Origin of the sequence: Pseudonocardia sp. ICBG1142 (assembly GCF_020496255.1) — a bacterium.
Taxonomy (GTDB): domain Bacteria; phylum Actinomycetota; class Actinomycetes; order Mycobacteriales; family Pseudonocardiaceae; genus Pseudonocardia.
Genome location: NZ_JAHLJC010000003.1, coordinates 282,527 through 301,896, shown reverse-complemented (window position 1 = coordinate 301,896; position 19,370 = coordinate 282,527). Strand labels below are relative to the sequence as shown.

The window sequence follows — 19,370 nt, the reverse complement described above, 5'->3', positions numbered from 1 at the left end:
TCAGCCCCGCGGCGGGGACGGCACCGCGACCCGCGCGACGGCGGCCCGCACCAGGTCCGCCGGCGTGCGGCGGGCCGCGACCCCCTCGGGCCCCAGCATCAGCCGGTGCGCGAGGACGGGTACGGCGACGGCCTGGACGTCGTCGGGCACGACGTACCCGCGCCCGGCCGTCGCCGCCCAGGCCCGGGCGGCGCGCAGCAGGTGCAGGGTCGCGCGCGGCGACGCCCCGAGGCGGACCTCGGGCAGCCGCCGCGTCGCGCCGACGACCTCGACGCAGTAGCGGCGCACCTCCGCCGCGGTGTGCAGACCACGGACCCCGGCGATCATCGACCGCAGCGTGCGCAGGTCGGTCACCGGCCGCAGCCGCTCCAGCGGGTCGGTCGAGCCGTGCTCCTCGAGCATCGCCAGCTCGGCCGCCGGGTCGGGGTAGCCGACCGAGACGCGGATCGTGAACCGGTCCTGCTGGGCCTCGGGCAGCGGGTAGGTGCCGTCCATCTCCACCGGGTTCTGGGTGGCGACGACCATGAACGGGTCACCCAGCGGGTAGGTGCCGCCGTCCACGGTGACCTGGTGCTCGGCCATGCACTCCAGCAGCGCCGACTGGGTCTTCGGTGACGCGCGGTTGATCTCGTCGGCGATCACGACGTTCGCGAACACCGGGCCGGGCCGGAACTCGAACTCCGCGGTCTGGCGGTTGTAGACCGACGAGCCGGTGATGTCGCCGGGCAGCAGGTCCGGGGTGAACTGCACCCGGCTCACCGCCCCGTCGACGGCCCGGGCGAGCGCCTTGGCCAGCGTGGTCTTGCCGACGCCCGGCACGTCCTCGACGAGCAGGTGACCCTCGGCGAGCATCGCGACCAGGGCGAGCCGGATGGTGTCGGGCTTGCCGACGATGATCCGCGCCATCGCGGCGGCGATCCGGCCCGCCGCGTCGGCGACGGCGACGGCGTCCATCGGCTCGGGCGCGTAACCGGGGTGCGCACCGCTGGCCTCGGCCCGGCGGACGGGACCGCCGGACGGCGACGGGACGGGCGGTACGGAGGGCGCGGACGGCGCGCTCGACGACAACGGGCCTCCTCAGGAGACGGCTCGGATGACCCCAGTCTGTCAAACGTCCCCCGATCGGGACCGGGCGCCGCCACCCGCCCCGCGACGCTGCTCCGTACGGCCGAACGCGGCGGGCCCCGCAGTGCCCCCGCCGGAGCCGTCGGCACCTCCGCCGCGGCGCCCCACGGCACTCCACGGCGGTTCCCCCACCGCGCCCCACCGTGGTTCCCCACGCCGCCCCACCACGCGTCCGTCGGGCTCCCCACCGCCCCCCACCCGGTCTCCCCACGGTCGCCCCACCCGTCCCCACCCCGGACGGCCCGATCGGCCCGGAAACCGCCTCCGACCAGCCACGACGGCGGTGGGGGAGCGATGGCGCCCCGGACGGGCGCGACGGGCCCGATACGGCCTCCGGACGTCGCGCGACCGGGTGGCGCGGCGCGCGCCCCCACCGTCCCCCACCGCTTCTGACCTGCGGAAACATTTGATGAACGGCGGAAGATCCCCCCGTCTCGGGTTGACGGTGGGTGAGTGTGGGGTAGTGTGGTGATCGCTGGGGCGAACAGGGGTCCCAGGTGGAGGTGGGGTCGGTGTTCCTCGGCACCTACACCCCGAAGTTGGACGACAAGGGGCGGCTCACGCTGCCCGCAAAGTTCCGCGACGAGTTGCGAGGCGGCTGCATGATCACGAAAGGGCAGGACCACTGCCTCTACGTGTTCACCCGTGACGCCTTCACCGAGATGGCGCGCAAGATCGCCGCGGCCCCGCTGACGAACGAGTCGGCGCGGGTGTTCCAGCGGAACCTCTTCTCGGGCACCGACGAGCAGAACCCCGACGGCCAGGGCCGGATCGCGATCCAGTCCGAGCTGCGCCGGTACGCCGGACTGTCCAAGGACTGCGTGGTGATCGGCGCGTTCACGCGTGCCGAGATCTGGGACGCGCAGGCCTGGCAGGAGTACCAGGAGCGGCACGAGGACGAGTTCGCCAAGGCCCAGGAGGAGGTTCTGCCCGGGCTGTTCTGAGTCCCGCTGGCGGGCGGGACGACGGACGGCGGCAGTACCGAGCAGGACAGCACGACCGACAGCGGACGACACCACCGTCGCCGCCCCGACCCGGGTGCCGTGATCGAGATGGCCCTGGCACACCTTCCCCGGTGCCAGGTCCGTCTCGGCACGGCCCCCGGGTGGGGACGGCGCCGGCGCCCACCCCGACTGGGGAGTTCGGGTGGCGCGGTGGAGCCCGCGCGTCTTCGGGCGTGGAGCGGACCGGTTGTGGGAGCCGGCACGCCACACCCACGGACATCGACCGTCCCGGTCCCGGCCCCGTGGCCGGGACCGGGGACGGACGCCGGCCGGCACGACACACACGCACACACCACGGGGACGGACGGCGCACCGGGGGGTGGCACGTGGACGGAACTTCCGGCGACGGCGCCACCCCGCGCGACGAGCGCGCGCCCGGTGAGCGGCACACCCCGGTCCTGCTGGAGCGGGTGACCGAGCTGCTCGACCCCGCCCTGCGCGACCGGGACGCGGTCTACGTGGACGCCACCCTCGGCATGGGCGGCCACGCGGCCGCGCTGCTGGCCGCGCACCCCCGGCTGACCGTCGTCGGCATGGACCGGGACCCGCAGGCCCTGGAGCTCGCCGGCCGCAGGCTCACCGCCTACGCCGACCGGCTGCACCGGGTGCACACCGTCTACGACGACGTCGCCGGCGCACTGGAGCAGGCGGGGGTGCCCGCCGCCGACGGCATCCTGTTCGACCTGGGCGTGTCCTCGCTCCAGCTCGACGAGGACGCCCGTGGCTTCTCCTACTCCCGCGACGCCGACCTCGACATGCGGATGGACCCGACCACCGGGCCGACCGCGGCCGACGTCCTGAACTCCTACACCGCCGGTGAGCTCCGCCGGATCCTGCGGGAGTACGGCGAGGAGCGGTTCGCGGGCCCGATCGCGAACGCGATCGTCCGGACCCGGGAGAAGCGCCCCTTCACCCGCAGCACCGAGCTCGTCGAGCTGCTCTACGGCGTGGTCCCGGCCGCGTCCCGGCGCACCGGCGGGCACCCGGCGAAGCGGACCTTCCAGGCCCTGCGCATCGAGGTGAACCGCGAGCTCGAGGTCCTGCGCGACGCGCTGCCCGCGGCGCTGGACGCGCTCGCCCCGGGCGGGCGGATCGTCGTCCTGTCCTACCACTCGCTGGAGGACCGGATCACCAAGCGCGTGTTCGCCGAGCGCGTCCGCTCGCGGACCCCGGTGGACCTGCCGGTGGAGCTCCCCGGACACGGACCGGAGTTCCGGCTGCTGACCCGGGGCTCCGAACAGGCGTCCGACTCCGAGGTCGCCCGCAACCCGCGGGCCGCCCCGGTGCGGCTGCGCGCGGCCCAGCGCGTGGAGGACGGGCCGTGAGCACCCGTGGCACGGCCCCGAGCACGCAGGCAGTACCGGCACGGCGGAGAGGCAGGAACCCCCGATGAGCACACCCGTCATCGAGCGCCCGGGCACCCCGGGCGGTGGCCGGGCACGGCCCGACACCCGCCAGAGCCGTCGCACCGCGGCGCCCCCGCGGATCCCGGCCCAACGCGGCCCCGGCGACGCCCGCCGGGTGGCCGACCAGCGCCGTCGCACCGCGGCCAGGGAGAACACCGGCCGCGCGAAGTTCGTGCTGGTCGTGATGGTGCTGCTGGTCTCGGGTCTGATCGCGACGCTGTGGCTGTCGACCGCCGCGGCGGCCGACTCCTACTCGCTGCAGGCGGCCCGGGAGCGGACCGCGTCGCTCACCGAGCAGTCCGAGGCGCTCCGCAAGGAGGTCACGGTGCTGCAGAGCCCCGGCTCGCTCGCCGACCGCGCCGCCGCCCAGGGCATGGTCCGGGTGACCGACCCGGCGCGCCTGGTCGTCGCCCCGGACGGACGCGTGGACGTCGTCGGGGAGCCGATGGCCGCCGTCGCCGCGGCGCCGGCCGTGCCACCCGTGCCGCCCGCCGCCGACGCCCCGGCACCGCAGACCCCGCCCGCGCCGCCGGCCGGGCAGCCGGGCGCCGCCACCACCGACCCGGCCGCAGAGGGCGGCGACGCCGCCCCGGGCGGGGCCGCGGGCGCCGGTCAGGGAGCCGGGCAGGATGCTGGTCAGGGTGCCGGTGAGGGCACCGAGCGCGAGGTCCCGGCCGACACCCGGGCGGCGGGCGGGAACTGATGGTCTACGCGCCGCCGCGCCCCCGGCCGCGGGGGCAGGGCCCACGGGGTGGACGGCGCCGGTCCCCGGCCGACGACCCGCGGTTCCGGCTGCGCCTGGCCTGGGTGGCGCTGGCCGCCCTGCTGCTGGTGTCCGGGGCGAAGCTCGTCGTCGTCCAGACGGTGCAGGCGGGCACGTTGACCGCGGACGCGGAGAAGCAGCGCGCCAGCCGGATCGTCGTTCCGGCCGAGCGCGGATCCATCACCGACCGCAACGGCGCCGTCCTGGCCTTCTCCACCGAGTCCAAGGCGCTCGTCACCAACCCGCGTCTGATCAACTCGACCAAGGGCGCGGACGCGGTCGCCTACAAGAACCGGATGGCCGAGGCCGTCGCCGCGGTGACCCACGGCGACCCCGAGGAGCTGAAGCGGGCGCTGAACAGCGACCGCGGCTACGTCGTGATGGCCACCGCGGTCGACCCCGGGCCCGCCCGTGACCTGCGCAGGCAGTTCCCGGAGATCGCCGAGGAGAGCCGCGAGGCGCGCCAGTACCCGAACGGGACGCTCGCCTCGAACATCATCGGCGCCGCGACCTGGAGCGCCGACGCGCAGAAGCTCATCGGCCGGATCGGCCTGGAGTCCTCCGACGACGCCCTGCTCGCCGGGCGCGACGGCTTCCAGATCGCCGACACCGCCGAGGGCAGCGGCACCGTCATCCCCGGCAGCGTGCGCTCCGAACAGGCCGCGGTGTCCGGCTCCGACGTGCAGCTCACCATCGACTCCGACCTGCAGTTCCAGGTGCAGCGGATGCTGGCCGACTACGCGGGCCGCGCCGAGGCGCGCAGCGGGTCGGCCGTCGTCCTCGACCGGGCGACCGGGCAGGTGCTCGCGCTCGCCGACAACACCTCGTTCGACCCGGCGCAGCTGCTGTCCGCGGACCCGAACACGCTGGGCAACAAGGGCGTCACCACGCCGTTCGAGCCCGGTTCGGTCAACAAGGTGGTCACCATGGCCGCCGCGCTGGAGGCCGGCGTCGCCAAGCCCGACGACGTGCTGGCCGTGCCCGGCAGCATCGAGGTCGCCGACCGGACGATCAAGGACGCCTGGGAGCACGGCCTCGACCACTACACGCTGACCGGTGTGCTGGCGAAGTCCTCCAACGTCGGCACGCTGATGACCGCGCAGAAGGTCGGCGAGGACCGCTTCTCGGACATGCTCGCGAAGATGGGCATCGGGCAGAAGACCGGTGTCGGGCTGCCCGGCGAGAGCGGTGGGCGGGTCCCAGCCCGCGCGACCTGGTCCGGCTCGACCTTCGGCAACCTGCCGATCGGGCAGGGGCTGTCGATGACCGTGCTGCAGATGGCCGGGATGTACCAGGCCATCGCCAACGACGGCGTCCGGATCCCGCCGCGGATCGTCGCCGCGACGACCGGCCCGGACGGCGTCCGGGTACCGACCGAGGCACCCGAGCCGGTGCAGGTGATGTCGCCGCAGACCGCGCAGACGCTGCGGACGATGCTCACCGCCGTCACCCAGAAGGCGCACGGCCAGTCCGGCACCGGGCCCGCCGCCGCGGTGCCCGGCTACGAGGTGGCGGGCAAGACCGGCACCGCCCAGCAGGTGGACCCGGCGACCGGGGCGTACTCGCGCTCCCAGTACTGGATCACCTTCGCCGGGATGCTCCCGGCCCAGGACCCGCGGTTCGTGATCGGGATCATGCTCGACGCCCCGAAGGGCGGGACGAGCGCGGCCCCGCTGTTCCACGACATCGCCTCCTACCTGGCCCAGCGCGACGCGGTGCCGGTGCAGACGACGCCCGCCCCGGTGCAGACCCTGCAGATCAGGTGACGGCGCGGCCGGGTGCGGTCCGGCTGCGTCGGGCGGTCCCGGCCGCTGCCCACCCGTACGGGTGTCGGCCGGGCCGCCGTGCGCCCTGCCCGGCGGCCCGCCCACCGGGCCGGAACCTGCGCCGGATGGCCGTATCCGGCTGGTCGGACGGCCGGGTGTCGGTCGTCTGTCCGCCGCCCGCCGCGACCTCCTCCGTGAGCGGTCGGGGGCGTCCGACCGGGGGGAGGGGCGGCCCGTGCCGGTCGGTAATCTCCGGCCCTGTGCCCGACCTCCACACCGCAGCCACCGCCCGCTCCCGGAGCACCGGTGGAACCGCGCACGACGGCGGGCCGGGTGGCGTGGTCGGCGACCGGACGGGGACGGGTGACGTGGCGGGTCCGCTCGAGTCGCTGCCGGAGCGCCCCTCGCAGGTGCGCCCGGTCGACGTCGCGCTGCTCGGGCGGCTCGCCGGTGCCGAGCTGAACCCGCGCACCGCGGGCAGCGGCCCCGGCCCCCTGCTCGACCCCGCCGCCGGGCCGCACACCGTCACCGGCGCGACCCTGCGGGCGGGCTCGGTGCGCCCCGGCGACCTGTTCGCGGCGCTGCCCGGCGCCCGGGCGCACGGCGCCGACTTCGCCGCGCAGGCCATCGCCGCCGGCGCCGGCGCGATCCTCACCGACGCCGCCGGCGCGGACCGCGCCGAGATCCGGCACTCCCGGCTCCCGGTGCTGGTGCACCCGAACCCGCGCGAGGTCCTCGGGCCGGTCTCGGCCGCCGTCTACGGCGAGCCCACCGCCCGGCTGCGGGTGCTCGGGGTGACCGGCACCTCGGGCAAGACGACCGTCGCGCACCTGCTGGAGACGGGCCTGACCGCCGCCGGACGGGCCACCGGCCTGCTCGGCACCGTCCGGACCCGGGTGCAGGTCCCCGGCAGCCCGGCCAGGGCGCTCCCCAGCGCGTTCACCACCCCCGAGGCGCCGGACCTGCAGGCGCTGTTCGCGGTCATGGTCGAGGCCGGCGTGACCGACGTGGCCATGGAGGTCTCCAGCCACGCGCTCGAGCTCGGCCGGGTCGGCGGCTCCCGGTTCACCGCAGGGGCCTTCACCAACCTGTCCCAGGACCACCTGGACTTCCACCCCACGATGACCGACTACTTCGAGGCCAAGGCCCGGCTGTTCGGCGGTGGCGGGGCGGGGGTGGAGGCCGCGCGGCACGCGGTCGTCTGCGTCGACGACGAGTGGGGCCGTCGGCTGGCGGCCCGCCACCGCGACGCGGTCACCGTCTCCTCCGAACCGCGCGGACCGCACGCCACCTGGACGGTCCGCGACCTCACCGCCCACCCCGACGGCACCCAGACCTTCACCGCGGTCGGCCCCGGCGGGCTCGCCGTGCCGGTCACCCTGAGCCTGCCCGGCCGCTACAACGTCGCGAACGCGCTCGTCGCGCTGGCCGTGCTCGACGCCGACGGGATCGCCCCGGAGACGGCCGCGGCCGGGTTCGCCCGGGCGTCGGTGCCGGGTCGGATGCAGCGCGTCGACGCCGGTCAGCCCTGGCTGGGCGTCGTCGACTACGCGCACAAGCCCGCCGCCGTCGCCGCCCTGCTCGACGCGCTGCGCCGCCAGGTCCGCCCGCACGCGCGGGTGATCACCGTGCTCGGCTGCGGCGGGGACCGCGACACCGGCAAGCGCCCGCTGATGGGCGCCGCCGCCGCGATCCGGTCCGACGTGCTCGTCGTGACCGACGACAACCCCCGCAGCGAGGACCCCGGCGCGATCCGCCGCGCGATGCTCGACGGCGCGTTCGCCGAGCCCGCCCGCGGCGACGTCATCGAGATCGGCGACCGGCGCAGCGCGATCGTCTACGCGGTCCGCTCCGCCCGCCCCGGCGACGCCGTGGTGGTCGCCGGGAAGGGCCACGAGGCGGGCCAGGAGATCAACGGCGTCAAGTACCCGTTCGACGACACCGACGAGCTGGTGGCGGCGATCCGGGCGGCGACGTGACGCGCCGCGGGGCATCACGGCGGGCCGTGCCGGCACCCGGCACGGCCCGCGCACGGGCAGGAAGACGGATCGGACCGGTGGAGGCGAGCGGGCGATGATCGAGATGACGCCGGCGGAGATCGCGGCCGTGACCGGCGGGCGCTTGCACCGCATCGACGACGAGGCCGCCGCCGCACCGGTCACCGCCGTCGAGTTCGACTCCCGGAGGATCGGGCCGGGCGGGCTGTTCCTGGCGCTGCCGGGGGAGCGGGCCGACGGCCACGACTTCGCCGCGCAGGCCGTCACCCGCGGGGCGACCGCGGTGCTGGCGGGCCGCGAGGTCGACGCCCCGGCGATCGTCGTGCCGCCGGTCGAGGGGCGCGACAGCCAGACCTACCTCGGTGCGGTCGACCCCGACGGGACCGGCGCCGCCGTCCTGGCCGGGCTCGGCCGCCTCTCCCGGCACGTGCTGGGCGCCCTGCCGGGGCTCGCCGTCGTCGGCGTGACCGGATCGGCGGGCAAGACCTCCACCAAGGACCTGCTGGCCGCGGTGCTGTCCCCGCTGGGGCCGACCGTCGCGCCGCCGGAGTCGTTCAACAACGAGCTCGGCACGCCGTACACCGCGCTGCGCGCCGACGCGGGCACCCGCAACCTCGTGCTGGAGTTCTCCGCCCGCGGGATCGGCCACATCGCCGCGCTGTGCGCGATCGCGCCACCGCGGATCGGGGTCGTGCTCAACGTCGGCTCCGCCCACCTCGGCGAGTTCGGGTCCCGCGCCGCGATCGCCACGGCCAAGGGCGAGCTGGTCGAGGCGCTGCCCCCGGGTGACCTGCCCGGCGGGCGGGGCGGCGTCGCCGTCCTCAACGCCGACGACGAGCTGGTCGCCGCCATGGCGTCCCGCACCTCCGCCCGGGTCGTCACCTTCGGACGCGCCGCGGACGCGCACGTGCGGGCCACCGACGTCGCCCTGACCTCGGGACGGGCGTCGTTCCGGCTGGTCACCCCGGCCGGGGCGGCCGACGTCGCGCTGCGGCTGGTGGGGGAGCACCAGGTCTCCAACGCCCTCGCCGCCGCCGCGGTCGCCCTGGAGCTGGGCGGCACCCCGGACGGGATCGCGGCGGCGCTGTCCGCGGCGTCGCCGGCGTCGCGCTGGCGGATGGAGGTCACCGACCGCGCCGACGGGGTGACCGTCGTCAACGACGCCTACAACGCCAACCCCGAGTCCGTCCGCGCCGCGATCGACGCGCTCGGGCAGATCGCCGGTCCGGACCGCCGGGCCTGGGCGGCGCTCGGCCCGATGGCCGAGATCGGGGACGACGCGGCCGCCGAGCACGCCGGGGTCGCGGAGTACGCACGCGCCGCCGGGGCCCTGGTGGTCGCCGTCGGGGCGCCCGACTACGGGCCCGGCGCCGAGCACGTCGCCGACCTGCCCGCCGCCCTGACCCTGCTGCGGGAGCGGACCCGGCCCGGCGACGTCGTGCTGGTCAAGGCCTCCCGCAGCGCCGGGCTGGAGCGGCTCGCCGCCGGCCTGCTGACGACCGAAGGACCGGTGTACCGGTGAGAGGCCTGTTCCTGGCCGCGGGTCTCGCGCTCGCGGTGTCGATCCTGCTCACCCCGTACCTGATCCGCTTCTTCGCGCGGCAGGGCTTCGGGCAGGAGATCCGCGAGGAGGGCCCCCAGAGCCACCAGTCCAAGCGCGGTACGCCGACGATGGGCGGCGTGGCGATCCTGCTCGCCATCTGGGTCGGCTATCTGGGCTCGCACGCGTTCACCCGGGAGCCGATCACCGCCTCGGCGCTGCTGGTGCTGTTCCTGACCACCGCGCTGGGCGTCGTCGGGTTCCTCGACGACTACCTGAAGCTGCGCCGGAAGCGGAACCTCGGCCTCAACAAGACCTCGAAGATCGTCGGCCAGGTGCTGACCGCCTCGATCTTCGGCATCCTCGCCGTGCGTTTCGTCAACGAGCGCAACCTGGCCCCGGCCTCGGAGAGCCTGTCGTTCGTCCGCGACATCACGGTGCTGAGCTTCGGCGTCGTCGGTTTCGTGCTGCTGTGCAACCTGATCGTCGCCGCCTGGTCGAACGCGGTGAACCTCACCGACGGCCTCGACGGCCTCGCCGCGGGCACCGCCGCGATGGTGCTCGGCACCTACGTGATCATCGCGTTCTGGCAGTTCCGCAACAACTGCGCGATCGCCGCGACGGCCGGCTGCTACGAGGTCCGCGACCCGCTCGACGTCGGCCTGGTCGCCGCCGCCGCGATGGGCGGCTGCATCGGGTTCCTCTGGTGGAACGCCGCGCCGGCCCGCATCTTCATGGGCGACACCGGTTCGCTGGCGCTCGGCGGCCTGCTCGCCGGCCTGTCCATGGTGACCCGCACCGAGCTGCTGCTCGTGGTCATCGGCGGTGTGTTCGTCGTCGAGGCGCTGTCGGTGTCGCTGCAGATCATCGTGTTCCGCACCTCGCGGCGGCGGCTGTTCCGGATGGCGCCCTTCCACCACCACTTCGAGCTGGCCGGATGGGCCGAGACGACGGTCATCATCCGGTTCTGGCTGCTCGCCGCGATCTGCGCGGCGATGGGGCTGGGCATCTTCTACTCCGAGTGGCTGTCCATGTCGGGTTCCGGATGAGCGGCCCGTTCGGCGGGGGACCCGTCCTGGTCGCGGGGGCCGGTGTCTCCGGTCTCGCGGCCGCGGCGGCCCTGGTGGACGCGGGCACCCGGGTGCTGCTGTCCGACGACCGGGAGGAGGCGCTGGCCTCGTTGCCCGACGGCGTCGAGCCGTGGCGCGGCGGCGGGATCCCCGAGGGGGTCCGTACGGTCGTCACCTCGCCGGGGCGACGCCCCGACCACCCGCTGGTCGCCGAGGCCGCCGGGCTCGGTGTCGAGGTGATCGGGGAGCCGGAGCTGGCCTGGCGGCTCGGCGCGCTGCGCGACACGCCGCCGTCCTGGCTGGTGGTGACCGGCACCAACGGCAAGACCACCACCACCGAGATGCTCGCCGAGATCCTCGCGCGCGCCGGGGTGGACGCCGTCGCCTGCGGCAACATCGGCCACCCGGTGGTCACCGCGGTCGCCGCGGGCCACGCGGTGCTCGCCGTCGAGCTGTCGAGCTTCCAGCTGCACTGGTCGCCGTCGGTGCGCCCGGCCGCGGGCGTGGTGCTCAACGTGGCCGAGGACCACCTGGACTGGCACGGTGGGATGGACGCCTACGCCGCGGCGAAGGCCCGCGCGCTGGTCGGGGACGTCGCCGTCGGCGGGGTCGACGACGCCGTCGCGGCCCGGCTGCTGGCACGGGCCCCGGCTCCGCGCCGGGTCGGGGTCACGCTGTCCGCCCCCGGGCCGGACCAGCTCGGTGTCGCCGACGGGGTGCTGACCGACCGCGCGTTCGGCGGCGGGGAGCTGCTCGCGGCCGACGCCGTCGTCCCTCCGGGGCCGCCCGGGATCACCGACGCGCTCGCCGCGGCCGCGCTGGCCCGCGCGCACGGTGTCGACCCGACCCACATCGGCGCGGCCCTGGCGGCGTTCACCCCCGGCCCGCACCGCAGCGCCCCGGTGGGCGAGCACGCCGGTGTCACCTACCTCGACGACTCGAAGGCGACCAATCCGCACGCGGCCGGGGCCGCGCTGGCCGCCGTCGCCGCCCGCCGGCCCGGCGCCCGCGCGGTCTGGGTGGTCGGCGGGCTGCTCAAGGGTGTGGACCCGGCCGAGCTCGGTCTGCTCGCCGCCGCGCACGCCGAGCGGCTGGCCGGGATCGTCGTGATCGGGACGGATCGGACACCGATCGTCGAGGCGCTGACGCGACACGCGCCCGGCCTCCCGGTGCACGAGGTCGCGCCGGGACACGATGGCCCGATGGCGCCCTCCGACCTGCAGGACCCGATGCCGGCCGCGGTCCGCCGCGCGTCCGGCCTGGCCCGCCCCGGCGACGTCGTGCTGCTCGCCCCGGCCGCCGCCTCGATGGACCAGTTCCGCGACTACGCCCACCGCGGCGACGCGTTCGCCGCGGCCGTCGCCGGTCTGGCCGCCGCCGGGGTGTCCCGGTGAGCCCGGCCGCGCCGGACCGCACGCTCGGCCAGGTCGCCGTCACCGGCGCCAGCGGGGCCGTGCGGCGGTTGCGGCGCTGGCTGCGCCGGCCGCTGACCTCGCTGCACCTGATCCTCGGCGTCTTCGGGCTGCTGACCCTGTTCGGGCTGGTGATGGTGCTGTCGGCGTCGTCGGTCGGCGACGGCTCGTCGTACTCGGTGTTCACCCGCCAGCTGATGTTCTGCGGGGTCGGGCTCGTGCTGTTCTACGTGGGTCTGCGTGTGCCGCCGCGACGCCTGCGGGCCGCGGCACCGGTGCTGCTGATCATCGGGCTGGTCGCGCTGGTCCTGGTGCTGATCCCGGGGATCGGCGCGCTGCGCGGCGGCGCCCGGTCGTGGTTCGCGTTCGGCCCGGTGTCGCTGCAGCCGTCGGAGGGCACGAAGATCGCGCTGACGCTGTGGGGCGCGCACGTGCTGGCCGCCCGCCGCGCGGTGATGCACCGCTGGAAGCACGCGCTGAACCCGGTCGTGCCGGTGACGCTGGTGATCTTCACGCTGCTCGTGCTGGAGCCCGACCTGGGCATGACGATCTCGGTCGGGATCATCATGCTCGCGCTGCTGTACTTCGGCGGTGCCCCGGTGAAGCTGCTCGCGCTGATCGCGGGCGGCGGCCTGGCCGGTGCGGTGATCCTCGGGCTGACCGCCGGCTACCGGGCCAGCCGGATCACGGCGTTCCTGTCGCCGTCGGCGGACCCGCTGGGTCCGGCGTACCAGGCGACGCAGGCGCTGTACGCGCTCGCCGACGGCGGCCTGTTCGGCGTCGGGCTCGGCCAGGGCCGGGCGAAGTGGGACTACCTGCCCAACGCCCACAACGACTTCATCTTCGCGATCATCGGCGAGGAGCTGGGGCTGGTCGGGGCGGGAGCGGTGCTCGCACTGTTCGCGACGCTGGCCTACACCGGCATGCGGATCGCCGCCCGCAACACCGACCCGTGGCTGCGGATCGTCGTCGCGACGTCGACGGCGGGCCTGGTCGTCCAGGCCTCGATCAACATCGGGTACGTCGTGGGACTGCTGCCGGTGACCGGGCTGCAGCTCCCGCTGATCTCCTCCGGCGGTACCTCGCTGGTGGTGACCATGTTCCTGTTCGGGCTGCTCACGAACGCGGCCCGGCACGAGCCGGAGGCGGTCGCCGCGCTCCGGAAGGACGGGCAGGGGCGGCTGGCGAAGCTGCTGCGCCTGCCGTTGCCGCAGCCCTACCGCGCACCGGTCCCGGTGTCGCGGTGGGCGGCGCGTTAGGGCGCTCCCACTCCGGGTGGAAGCGGACACGACGGACGACGCAAGGGGCACGAGAGCGTGACGGGTACGGATCAGACCGGCGGGAACGACGGCACCGGCTCGGGCCGGGAGCCCGGCCGGCGTCCGACCATGGGCGGCCGTGCTCCCGGGCCCCACGAGGTCCGGCCGGACGGCGTGGTCTTCGGCGGGCCCGACGGAGCCGGTGGCACGGGTGGGCGCCCGGCCTGGCCTGCGGAGACCCCGTCGGGTTCCGACCTGTTCAGCGCCCCCGCGCAACCCCCGTCGGCGCAGCCCCCCTCGGGACAGCCCTCCGCGGAGCCGGGGGAGCCGCAGGGCGCGCGTGGGCCGCAGCGGCTGCCCGGGACCGGGTGGGACCCGCACGCGCAGTCCCGGCGCCCGGGTGCCCGCCCGCTGAACGGGAGCGGGTCGCAGGGCACGAACGGCGTCGCGCACGGCGACCGCGGGGCGGCACGGCCGGTGGGCGGCGCCGCGCACGAGGAGCCCCGGCCGGACGGCACCGACCGCCACGAGGCCCCGCTCAACGGTGCTCCGCGCAACGACGGCCCCTCCAACGGCGTTCCGCGCAACGGTGCCCCGGGCAGCGGCGCTCCGCAGAACGGCGCCCCGGGCAACGGCGCTCCGCAGAACGGCGACCCGAGCAAGGGCGCCCCGCTGAACGGGGCCCCGCGCAACGGGGCTCCGCGCGGCGCTGCCGGGGGCGGGGACCAGGGCGCCCCGCAGGGCCCGAACGCCGTGACCGGCGGCCAGGACGGCGCCCCGGACGGTGGGCCGCGCGGCCGCACCGGCGCCCCGCGTTCCGACGACGCCGGAGGGCAGCCGGGCGGCCTGCCGCGTCGCCGGCCCGGGCGACCGGTGCCCCCCGCAGCGATGCCGGCGCGACCCGGTGCGGCCGACGACCTGTTCACCCCGCGCGCGAGCACCGGACGCGGCGGATCGGCGCCGGCGGACCGCGGCCCGGCGGACGGCGCGGACCCGACCCGGTCCGGCGACCCGGTGAACGGCGTGCCGCGCACCGGCCCGGCGCAGGACGGCCCCGCCGCCGGTCCGGGACCGGACGTTCCCGGCGGGTCCGCCACGGACACCGGCCCCACCGTCGCCACGCCGCACACCACGACCCCGCAGGGCGCCGGTGCGGAGGGCACCGGAACGAACGGTGCCGTCCCGAACGGTGCCGTCCCGAACGGCACCGGCCCGGACTCGGCCGACGCGTCCGGACCCGACGCCGGGACCGGCCCGCAGCGGCCCGTCGCCGACGCCCGGGGTGAGCAGGCGGCCCCCGACGAACCGCCGACCGTCGCGCAGCCCGCCGGTGACACCGCAGGGCTCCCGGCCGCCGCCTCGGCGGACGGGCCGTCGGGAACCGGTCGGCAGCAGGCCCGGCCTCCGTCGGCTCCGCAGCAGCGCCCGGGCCGGCCCGACGAGCGCGAGCACGCCGGCGTCACCGCCACCGGTCCGCAGAGCGGGCCCGAGCCGGGCGCCCTGTCGGCGACCGGCCCCCGCGGTCCGGTTCCGCCGCACGGCCGGTTCGCCCCCGGCCCGTACGCGCCGGGCCGTCCCGGCGTCGGTCCGCAGGGCCCCGGCCCGGTCCCCGGCGGACCCGGCCCGCAGCAGTTCGGGCGTCCCGGCCCGACGGGCCCGAACGCCCTGACCGGCACCGGTCCGCACCACCCCCATGCCCCCGGCAGACAGGGCCCCGGCCCGGCCGCCCCGGGACAGCAGGGCCCCGGCCGCCCGGCGCCCGGGTTCGCGGGCCCCGGACGACCGGGTCCCGCGGGGACCGGCCCGTTCCGCCCGGGCGGGTTCGGCCCGGCAGGCCCCGGCGCCCCCGGCCAGTACGGCCCTGGTGGACCGGGTGTCCCCGGTCAGTACGGCCCCGGCGCTCCCGGTCGGCCGGTCCCCGGCGCTCCCGGGCCGCAGGGCCCGGGTGCCCCGCAGAACCCCCAGGATCCCGGCGCCCCGCAGCCCCAGGGCTTCCAGGGACCCGGCCCCCAGGTGCCCGGTCGGCAGCCGACCGGTCCGCAGCCGACCGGCCCGCAGCAGAGCCCGCAGGGCGAGGGTGTGCAGGGACCCGGCGTGCCCGTACCCACGGCCCCCGACGCGACCCGCACCGGCGGCCCCGCCACCACGCGTCCCGCGGGGGGGCAGGCACCGGGTCCGGTGTCGGGCGGCCTGTCGGTCGTCGTCGCCGGGGGTGGCTCGGCCGGGCACATCGAGCCCGCGCTGGCCGTCGCCGACGCGATCCGCCGGCTCGTCCCGGGGGCCCGGATCACCGCGCTCGGCACCGAGAAGGGCCTCGACACCCAGCTGATCCCGGCCCGCGGCTACCCGCTCGAGCTGATCCCGCCGGTGCCGCTGCCCCGCAAGCCCACCGCCGACCTGCTCAAGCTCCCCGGCAACGTCCGCGGTGCGGTGAAGCGGGTCCGGGAGGTGCTGGAGGCGGCCGAGGCCGACGTCGTCGTCGGGTTCGGCGGGTTCGTCTCGCTGCCCGCATACCTGGGTGCCCGCGGCCGGGTGCCGATCGTCGTGCACGAGGCCAACGCCCGCGCCGGGCTCGCGAACAAGGTCGGCGCGCGGTTCGCCTCCGCCGTCTGCGTCGCGGTGCCCGGTACCGGCCTCGCGAACGAGGAGGTGGTCGGGATGCCGCTGCGCCGCTCGATCACCACCCTCGACCGGGCGTCGCTGCGGCCGGAGGCCCGGACGTACTTCAACCTGCCGCCGCACGGCCCGGTGCTGCTGGTCTTCGGCGGCTCCCAGGGCTCCCGGACGCTCAACGAGGCGGTCGCCGCCTCGCTGCCGGCGTTCACCGAGCGCGGCATCTCGGTGCTGCACGCGTACGGGAAGGGCGGCACCCCCGCCGACCCGCGGCCCGGCTACGTGCCGGTGCCCTACATCGAGCGGATGGACCTCGCCTACGCCGCCGCGGACGTCGTCCTGGGCCGCTCGGGCATGACCACCGTCGCCGAGCTGACCGCGGTCGGGCTGCCCGCGGTGTACGTACCGCTGCCGCACGGCAACGGCGAGCAGGCGCTCAACGCCCGTCCGGTCGTCGAGGCCGGGGGTGGCAAGCTCGTGCAGGACGAGGACATGAACGGCGACCGCGCGATCGACGAACTGATGCCGATGCTCACCGACCCCGACCTGGCCCTGGCCATGGGCCGCCGCGCCTGCGCCGCCGGGCACGGCGAGGCCGACGAGAAGATCGCCCGCATCGTCCTCGAGGTGGCGGGCCGGTGAGCGTGCTCTCCGACCACGTCCACCTCATCGGGATCGGCGGCGCCGGGATGAGCGGGATCGCGCGGATCCTGCTCGCCCGCGGGGCCACGGTCTCCGGGTCCGACGCGCGGGACTCGCGCACGGTCACCGCGCTGCGTGCGCTCGGTGCCCGCGTCGAGACCGGGCACGACGCAGGCCACCTGCGGCACGACGGCGAGGCCCCGCCGACCGTGGTCGTCTCCACCGCCATCCGGGAGACCAACCCGGAGCTGGCCGCCGCCCGCGAGCGCGGCTACGACGTCGTCCACCGGGCGGTCGCACTGGCCGCGCTGACCGAGGGACGGCGGCTGGTCGCCGTCGCCGGGACGCACGGCAAGACCTCGACGACGTCGATGGTCACCGTCGCCCTGCAGCACGCCGGGGCCGACCCGTCCTTCGCGATCGGCGGCGACCTGTCGGTGTCCGGGTCGGGCGCGCACCACGGCAGCGGCGACGTGTTCGTCGTCGAGGCCGACGAGAGCGACGGCTCGTTCACCGCGTTCGCCCCGTCGGTCGCGATCGTCACCAACGTCGAGCCCGACCACCTCGACCACCACGGCGACGAGGCCGCCTACCGGGCCGTGTTCGAGCGGTTCCTGGAGCGGCTCGTCCCCGGCGCCACCCTGGTCGCCTGCGCCGACGACCCCGGGTCGGAGGCCGTGGCCGTGCGGGCCGAGCAGGCCGGCGTCACCGTGCTGCGCTACGGCCGCACCGCGACCGGCCGCCACGACGCCCGGCTGCTCGAGTTCACCCCGGACGGCACCGGCTGCCGCGCCCGGTTCCGCACCGGCGACGCCGAGCACGAGCTCACCCTCGGCGTCCCGGGTGAGCACATGGTCCTCAACGCGCTCGGTGCCTTCCTCGCCGGCCGCGCCGTCGGGGCCGACCCAGCCGTGCTGCTGGAGGGGCTCGCCGGGTTCGGCGGGGTGCAGCGCCGGTTCGAGTTCAAGGGCCGCGCCCGCGGCGTGTCGGTCTACGACGACTACGCCCACCACCCCACCGAGGTCGCCGCCACCCTGCGCGCCGCCCGCGAGGCCGCGCCGGTCCGGAACGGGCGGCGCGGCCGCGTCCTGGTCGTGTTCCAGCCGCACCTGTACTCCCGCACCCGGCTGTTCGCCGCCGAGTTCGGCGCGTCGCTGTCGCTGGCGGACGAGGTGATGGTGCTCGACGTCTACGGTGCCCGGGAGGATCCCGAACCCGGCGTCGGTCCGGCGCTCATCACCGACGCGGTGACGTTGCCGGCCGAGCGGGTGCACCGTGCCCCCTCGTGGGAGCGGGCACCCGCGGCGATCGCCGCGCTCGCGACCGACGGGGACGTCGTGATCACCATGGGCGCCGGTGACGTCACCGCGCTCGGGCCGGAGATCCTGCGGGAGCTCGCCGGCGAGGGGTGAGCGCGCGGGCAGCAGCGCCACACCAGCGCCACGGCAGTGGGACAGCGGCGGCAGACCGGCGGCAGACCGGCGGCACAGCGGGGGCACGATGAGCAGCGACGAGCAGGACACCGGCGACGACCGGGCCCGGGACGGTGCCCGCTCCTCGGGCCGCCGTGACCCGGACCGGGAACGGCGTGCCGCCGAGCGTGCCCGCCGCATCCGCGAGCGCCGTGCCGCCGAACGCCGCGCCGGACGCCGTGGCACCGCCGGGACCCCCGCCGACACCGACGATCACACTGCCGCGGCCGACCACGCTGCCGCCGCCGACCACGCCGCCGCCGACGCCGACGACGGGGCGACCGACGACGGGGCGGCCGGCACCGACCGGGCCGGGACGGCGGGCCGGGGGACCGGACGCGGCGCGGCCGCCGCCGTCCGGGAGCGCACGGCGGCCCGTGCGGCCGAGCGGTCGCGCAGCCGCGACCCCCGCTACCGGCGCCGCCGCCTCGTCGCCGTGCTGGCCACCGCCGCCGTCGTGCTCCTCGGGGTGTCCGCGGCCGGCTGGTGGGCGCTGGGGCAGTACGGCCCGCCGGTGGCCACCGTGCGGGTCGACGGCACCCGCCAGATCCCGGTCCGCGACGTCGAGGACGCCGCCGGCGACCAGACCGGGGTCCCGCTCGCGGCGGTGGACACCGACGGCGTCGCCGCCCGGGTGTCGGCCATCCCGGGCGTCGCCGCGGTGGAGGTCGACCGGTCCTGGCCGGACACCCTGGTGGTGGTCGTGACCGAACGCACTCCGGCCGCGGTGCTCGACACACCGGACGGACCGAAGCTCGTCGACGTCACCGGGTTCGTCTACCGCGACGCCCCGCCGGACGTGCGGCTGCCCCGGCTGCAGCTGCCGCGCATCGCCCCGGACGACCCCGCCACCCTCGCCGCGGTCGGCGTCCTGCAGGCGCTTCCGGTCCCGGTCCGCGACCAGGTCCAGACGCTGTCGCTCGGCGGGGGCGGTTCCACCTTCGAGCTGGGGCTCACCGAGGACCGGCGGGTCCTGTGGGGCCCGTGGGCGGACACCGGGCAGACCGCCGCCCGGGCCCGGGTCCTCGGGCCGGTGCTGCAGCGCCCGGGCGCCGTCTACGACGTCTCCAGCCCGTCGCTGGTCACCGTCCGGCAACGCTGAGCACCCGCCCGCTGCAGCGGGTGACCGGACGACGACCCTGCGCGTTTCCATCGGGGGAGAAGACGAACCACCCGAGCGGGGTGTTGTCGTTGCGCGGCGCGCCTGCTGGACCCGGGCACCGCACTCCACTTAGCGTGCGCGTTCGAAGGCCCGGGGCACCCGGAGCTTGACCCACCCGAACCCCGGACCCCGAGCGACT

The 19,370-nt window shown here is 76.6% G+C and carries 13 protein-coding genes; 12 read left to right on the top strand and 1 reads right to left on the bottom strand.

The window, feature by feature from the left end:
• Positions 1-954, bottom strand: coding sequence for a MoxR family ATPase (locus KPL59_RS01620; RefSeq protein WP_060712583.1), 954 nt, complete (start codon positions 952-954; stop codon positions 1-3).
• Between the two features lie 683 nt (positions 955-1,637).
• Here KPL59_RS01620 and mraZ point away from each other — a divergent pair.
• The 12 genes from mraZ to KPL59_RS01560 all read left to right on the top strand — a co-directional run bounded on the left by mraZ (position 1,638) and on the right by KPL59_RS01560 (position 19,171).
• Positions 1,638-2,069: a division/cell wall cluster transcriptional repressor MraZ gene (gene mraZ / locus KPL59_RS01615; protein ID WP_043276508.1), complete on the top strand. Its 432-nt coding sequence runs from the start codon at positions 1,638-1,640 to the stop codon at positions 2,067-2,069.
• A 386-nt stretch (positions 2,070-2,455) separates the two neighbouring features.
• Positions 2,456-3,454, top strand: coding sequence for a 16S rRNA (cytosine(1402)-N(4))-methyltransferase RsmH (rsmH, locus tag KPL59_RS01610; protein ID WP_020622286.1), 999 nt, complete (start codon positions 2,456-2,458; stop codon positions 3,452-3,454).
• A 64-nt stretch (positions 3,455-3,518) separates the two neighbouring features.
• A complete protein-coding gene (locus KPL59_RS01605) occupies positions 3,519-4,238 on the top strand; it encodes a hypothetical protein (RefSeq protein ID WP_226358464.1) in 720 nt (239 codons plus the stop codon).
• Complete coding sequence (locus KPL59_RS01600; protein WP_083696096.1) at positions 4,238-6,064, top strand: penicillin-binding protein 2; 1,827 nt, start codon at positions 4,238-4,240, stop codon at positions 6,062-6,064. The genes KPL59_RS01605 and KPL59_RS01600 overlap by 1 nt, the downstream gene beginning before the upstream one ends.
• Before the next feature lie 368 nt (positions 6,065-6,432).
• Complete coding sequence (locus KPL59_RS01595; RefSeq protein ID WP_060714742.1) at positions 6,433-8,043, top strand: UDP-N-acetylmuramoyl-L-alanyl-D-glutamate--2,6-diaminopimelate ligase; 1,611 nt, start codon at positions 6,433-6,435, stop codon at positions 8,041-8,043.
• A gap of 94 nt (positions 8,044-8,137) precedes the next feature.
• Positions 8,138-9,583, top strand: coding sequence for a UDP-N-acetylmuramoyl-tripeptide--D-alanyl-D-alanine ligase (gene murF / locus KPL59_RS01590; RefSeq protein WP_226359676.1), 1,446 nt, complete (start codon positions 8,138-8,140; stop codon positions 9,581-9,583).
• Positions 9,580-10,650, top strand: a complete 1,071-nt coding sequence (gene mraY, locus KPL59_RS01585; RefSeq protein ID WP_020627574.1) for a phospho-N-acetylmuramoyl-pentapeptide-transferase — start codon at positions 9,580-9,582, stop codon at positions 10,648-10,650. The genes murF and mraY overlap by 4 nt, the downstream gene beginning before the upstream one ends.
• Positions 10,647-12,065 (top strand): UDP-N-acetylmuramoyl-L-alanine--D-glutamate ligase, encoded by a 1,419-nt coding sequence (gene murD / locus KPL59_RS01580; protein WP_226358460.1) that lies wholly within the window; start codon positions 10,647-10,649, stop codon positions 12,063-12,065. The genes mraY and murD overlap by 4 nt, the downstream gene beginning before the upstream one ends.
• The gene (gene ftsW, locus KPL59_RS01575; RefSeq protein ID WP_043277720.1) at positions 12,062-13,342 is read left to right on the top strand and encodes a putative lipid II flippase FtsW; all 1,281 of its coding nucleotides are present in this window, start codon (positions 12,062-12,064) and stop codon (positions 13,340-13,342) included. Before murD ends, ftsW begins: the two co-directional genes overlap by 4 nt.
• A 2,178-nt stretch (positions 13,343-15,520) precedes the next feature.
• A complete protein-coding gene (locus KPL59_RS01570) occupies positions 15,521-16,597 on the top strand; it encodes a glycosyltransferase (RefSeq protein WP_226359794.1) in 1,077 nt (358 codons plus the stop codon).
• The gene (murC, locus tag KPL59_RS01565; protein WP_226358458.1) at positions 16,594-18,009 is read left to right on the top strand and encodes a UDP-N-acetylmuramate--L-alanine ligase; all 1,416 of its coding nucleotides are present in this window, start codon (positions 16,594-16,596) and stop codon (positions 18,007-18,009) included. The genes KPL59_RS01570 and murC overlap by 4 nt, the downstream gene beginning before the upstream one ends.
• Before the next feature lie 88 nt (positions 18,010-18,097).
• Complete coding sequence (locus KPL59_RS01560) at positions 18,098-19,171, top strand: cell division protein FtsQ/DivIB (protein ID WP_226358457.1); 1,074 nt, start codon at positions 18,098-18,100, stop codon at positions 19,169-19,171.
• Positions 19,172-19,370 lie beyond the last annotated feature (199 nt).

Bases quoted from the DNA above. Each gene is read 5' to 3' on its own strand.
- KPL59_RS01620 (WP_060712583.1), bottom strand. From the start codon at position 954: ATGGACGCCGTCGCCGTCGCCGACGCGGCGGGCCGGATCGCCGCCGCG.
- KPL59_RS01605 (WP_226358464.1), top strand. From the start codon at position 3,519: ATGAGCACACCCGTCATCGAGCGCCCGGGCACCCCGGGCGGTGGCCGG.
- KPL59_RS01600 (WP_083696096.1), top strand. From the start codon at position 4,238: ATGGTCTACGCGCCGCCGCGCCCCCGGCCGCGGGGGCAGGGCCCACGG.
- murF (WP_226359676.1), top strand. From the start codon at position 8,138: ATGATCGAGATGACGCCGGCGGAGATCGCGGCCGTGACCGGCGGGCGC.
- murD (WP_226358460.1), top strand. From the start codon at position 10,647: ATGAGCGGCCCGTTCGGCGGGGGACCCGTCCTGGTCGCGGGGGCCGGT.
- KPL59_RS01560 (WP_226358457.1), top strand. From the start codon at position 18,098: ATGAGCAGCGACGAGCAGGACACCGGCGACGACCGGGCCCGGGACGGT.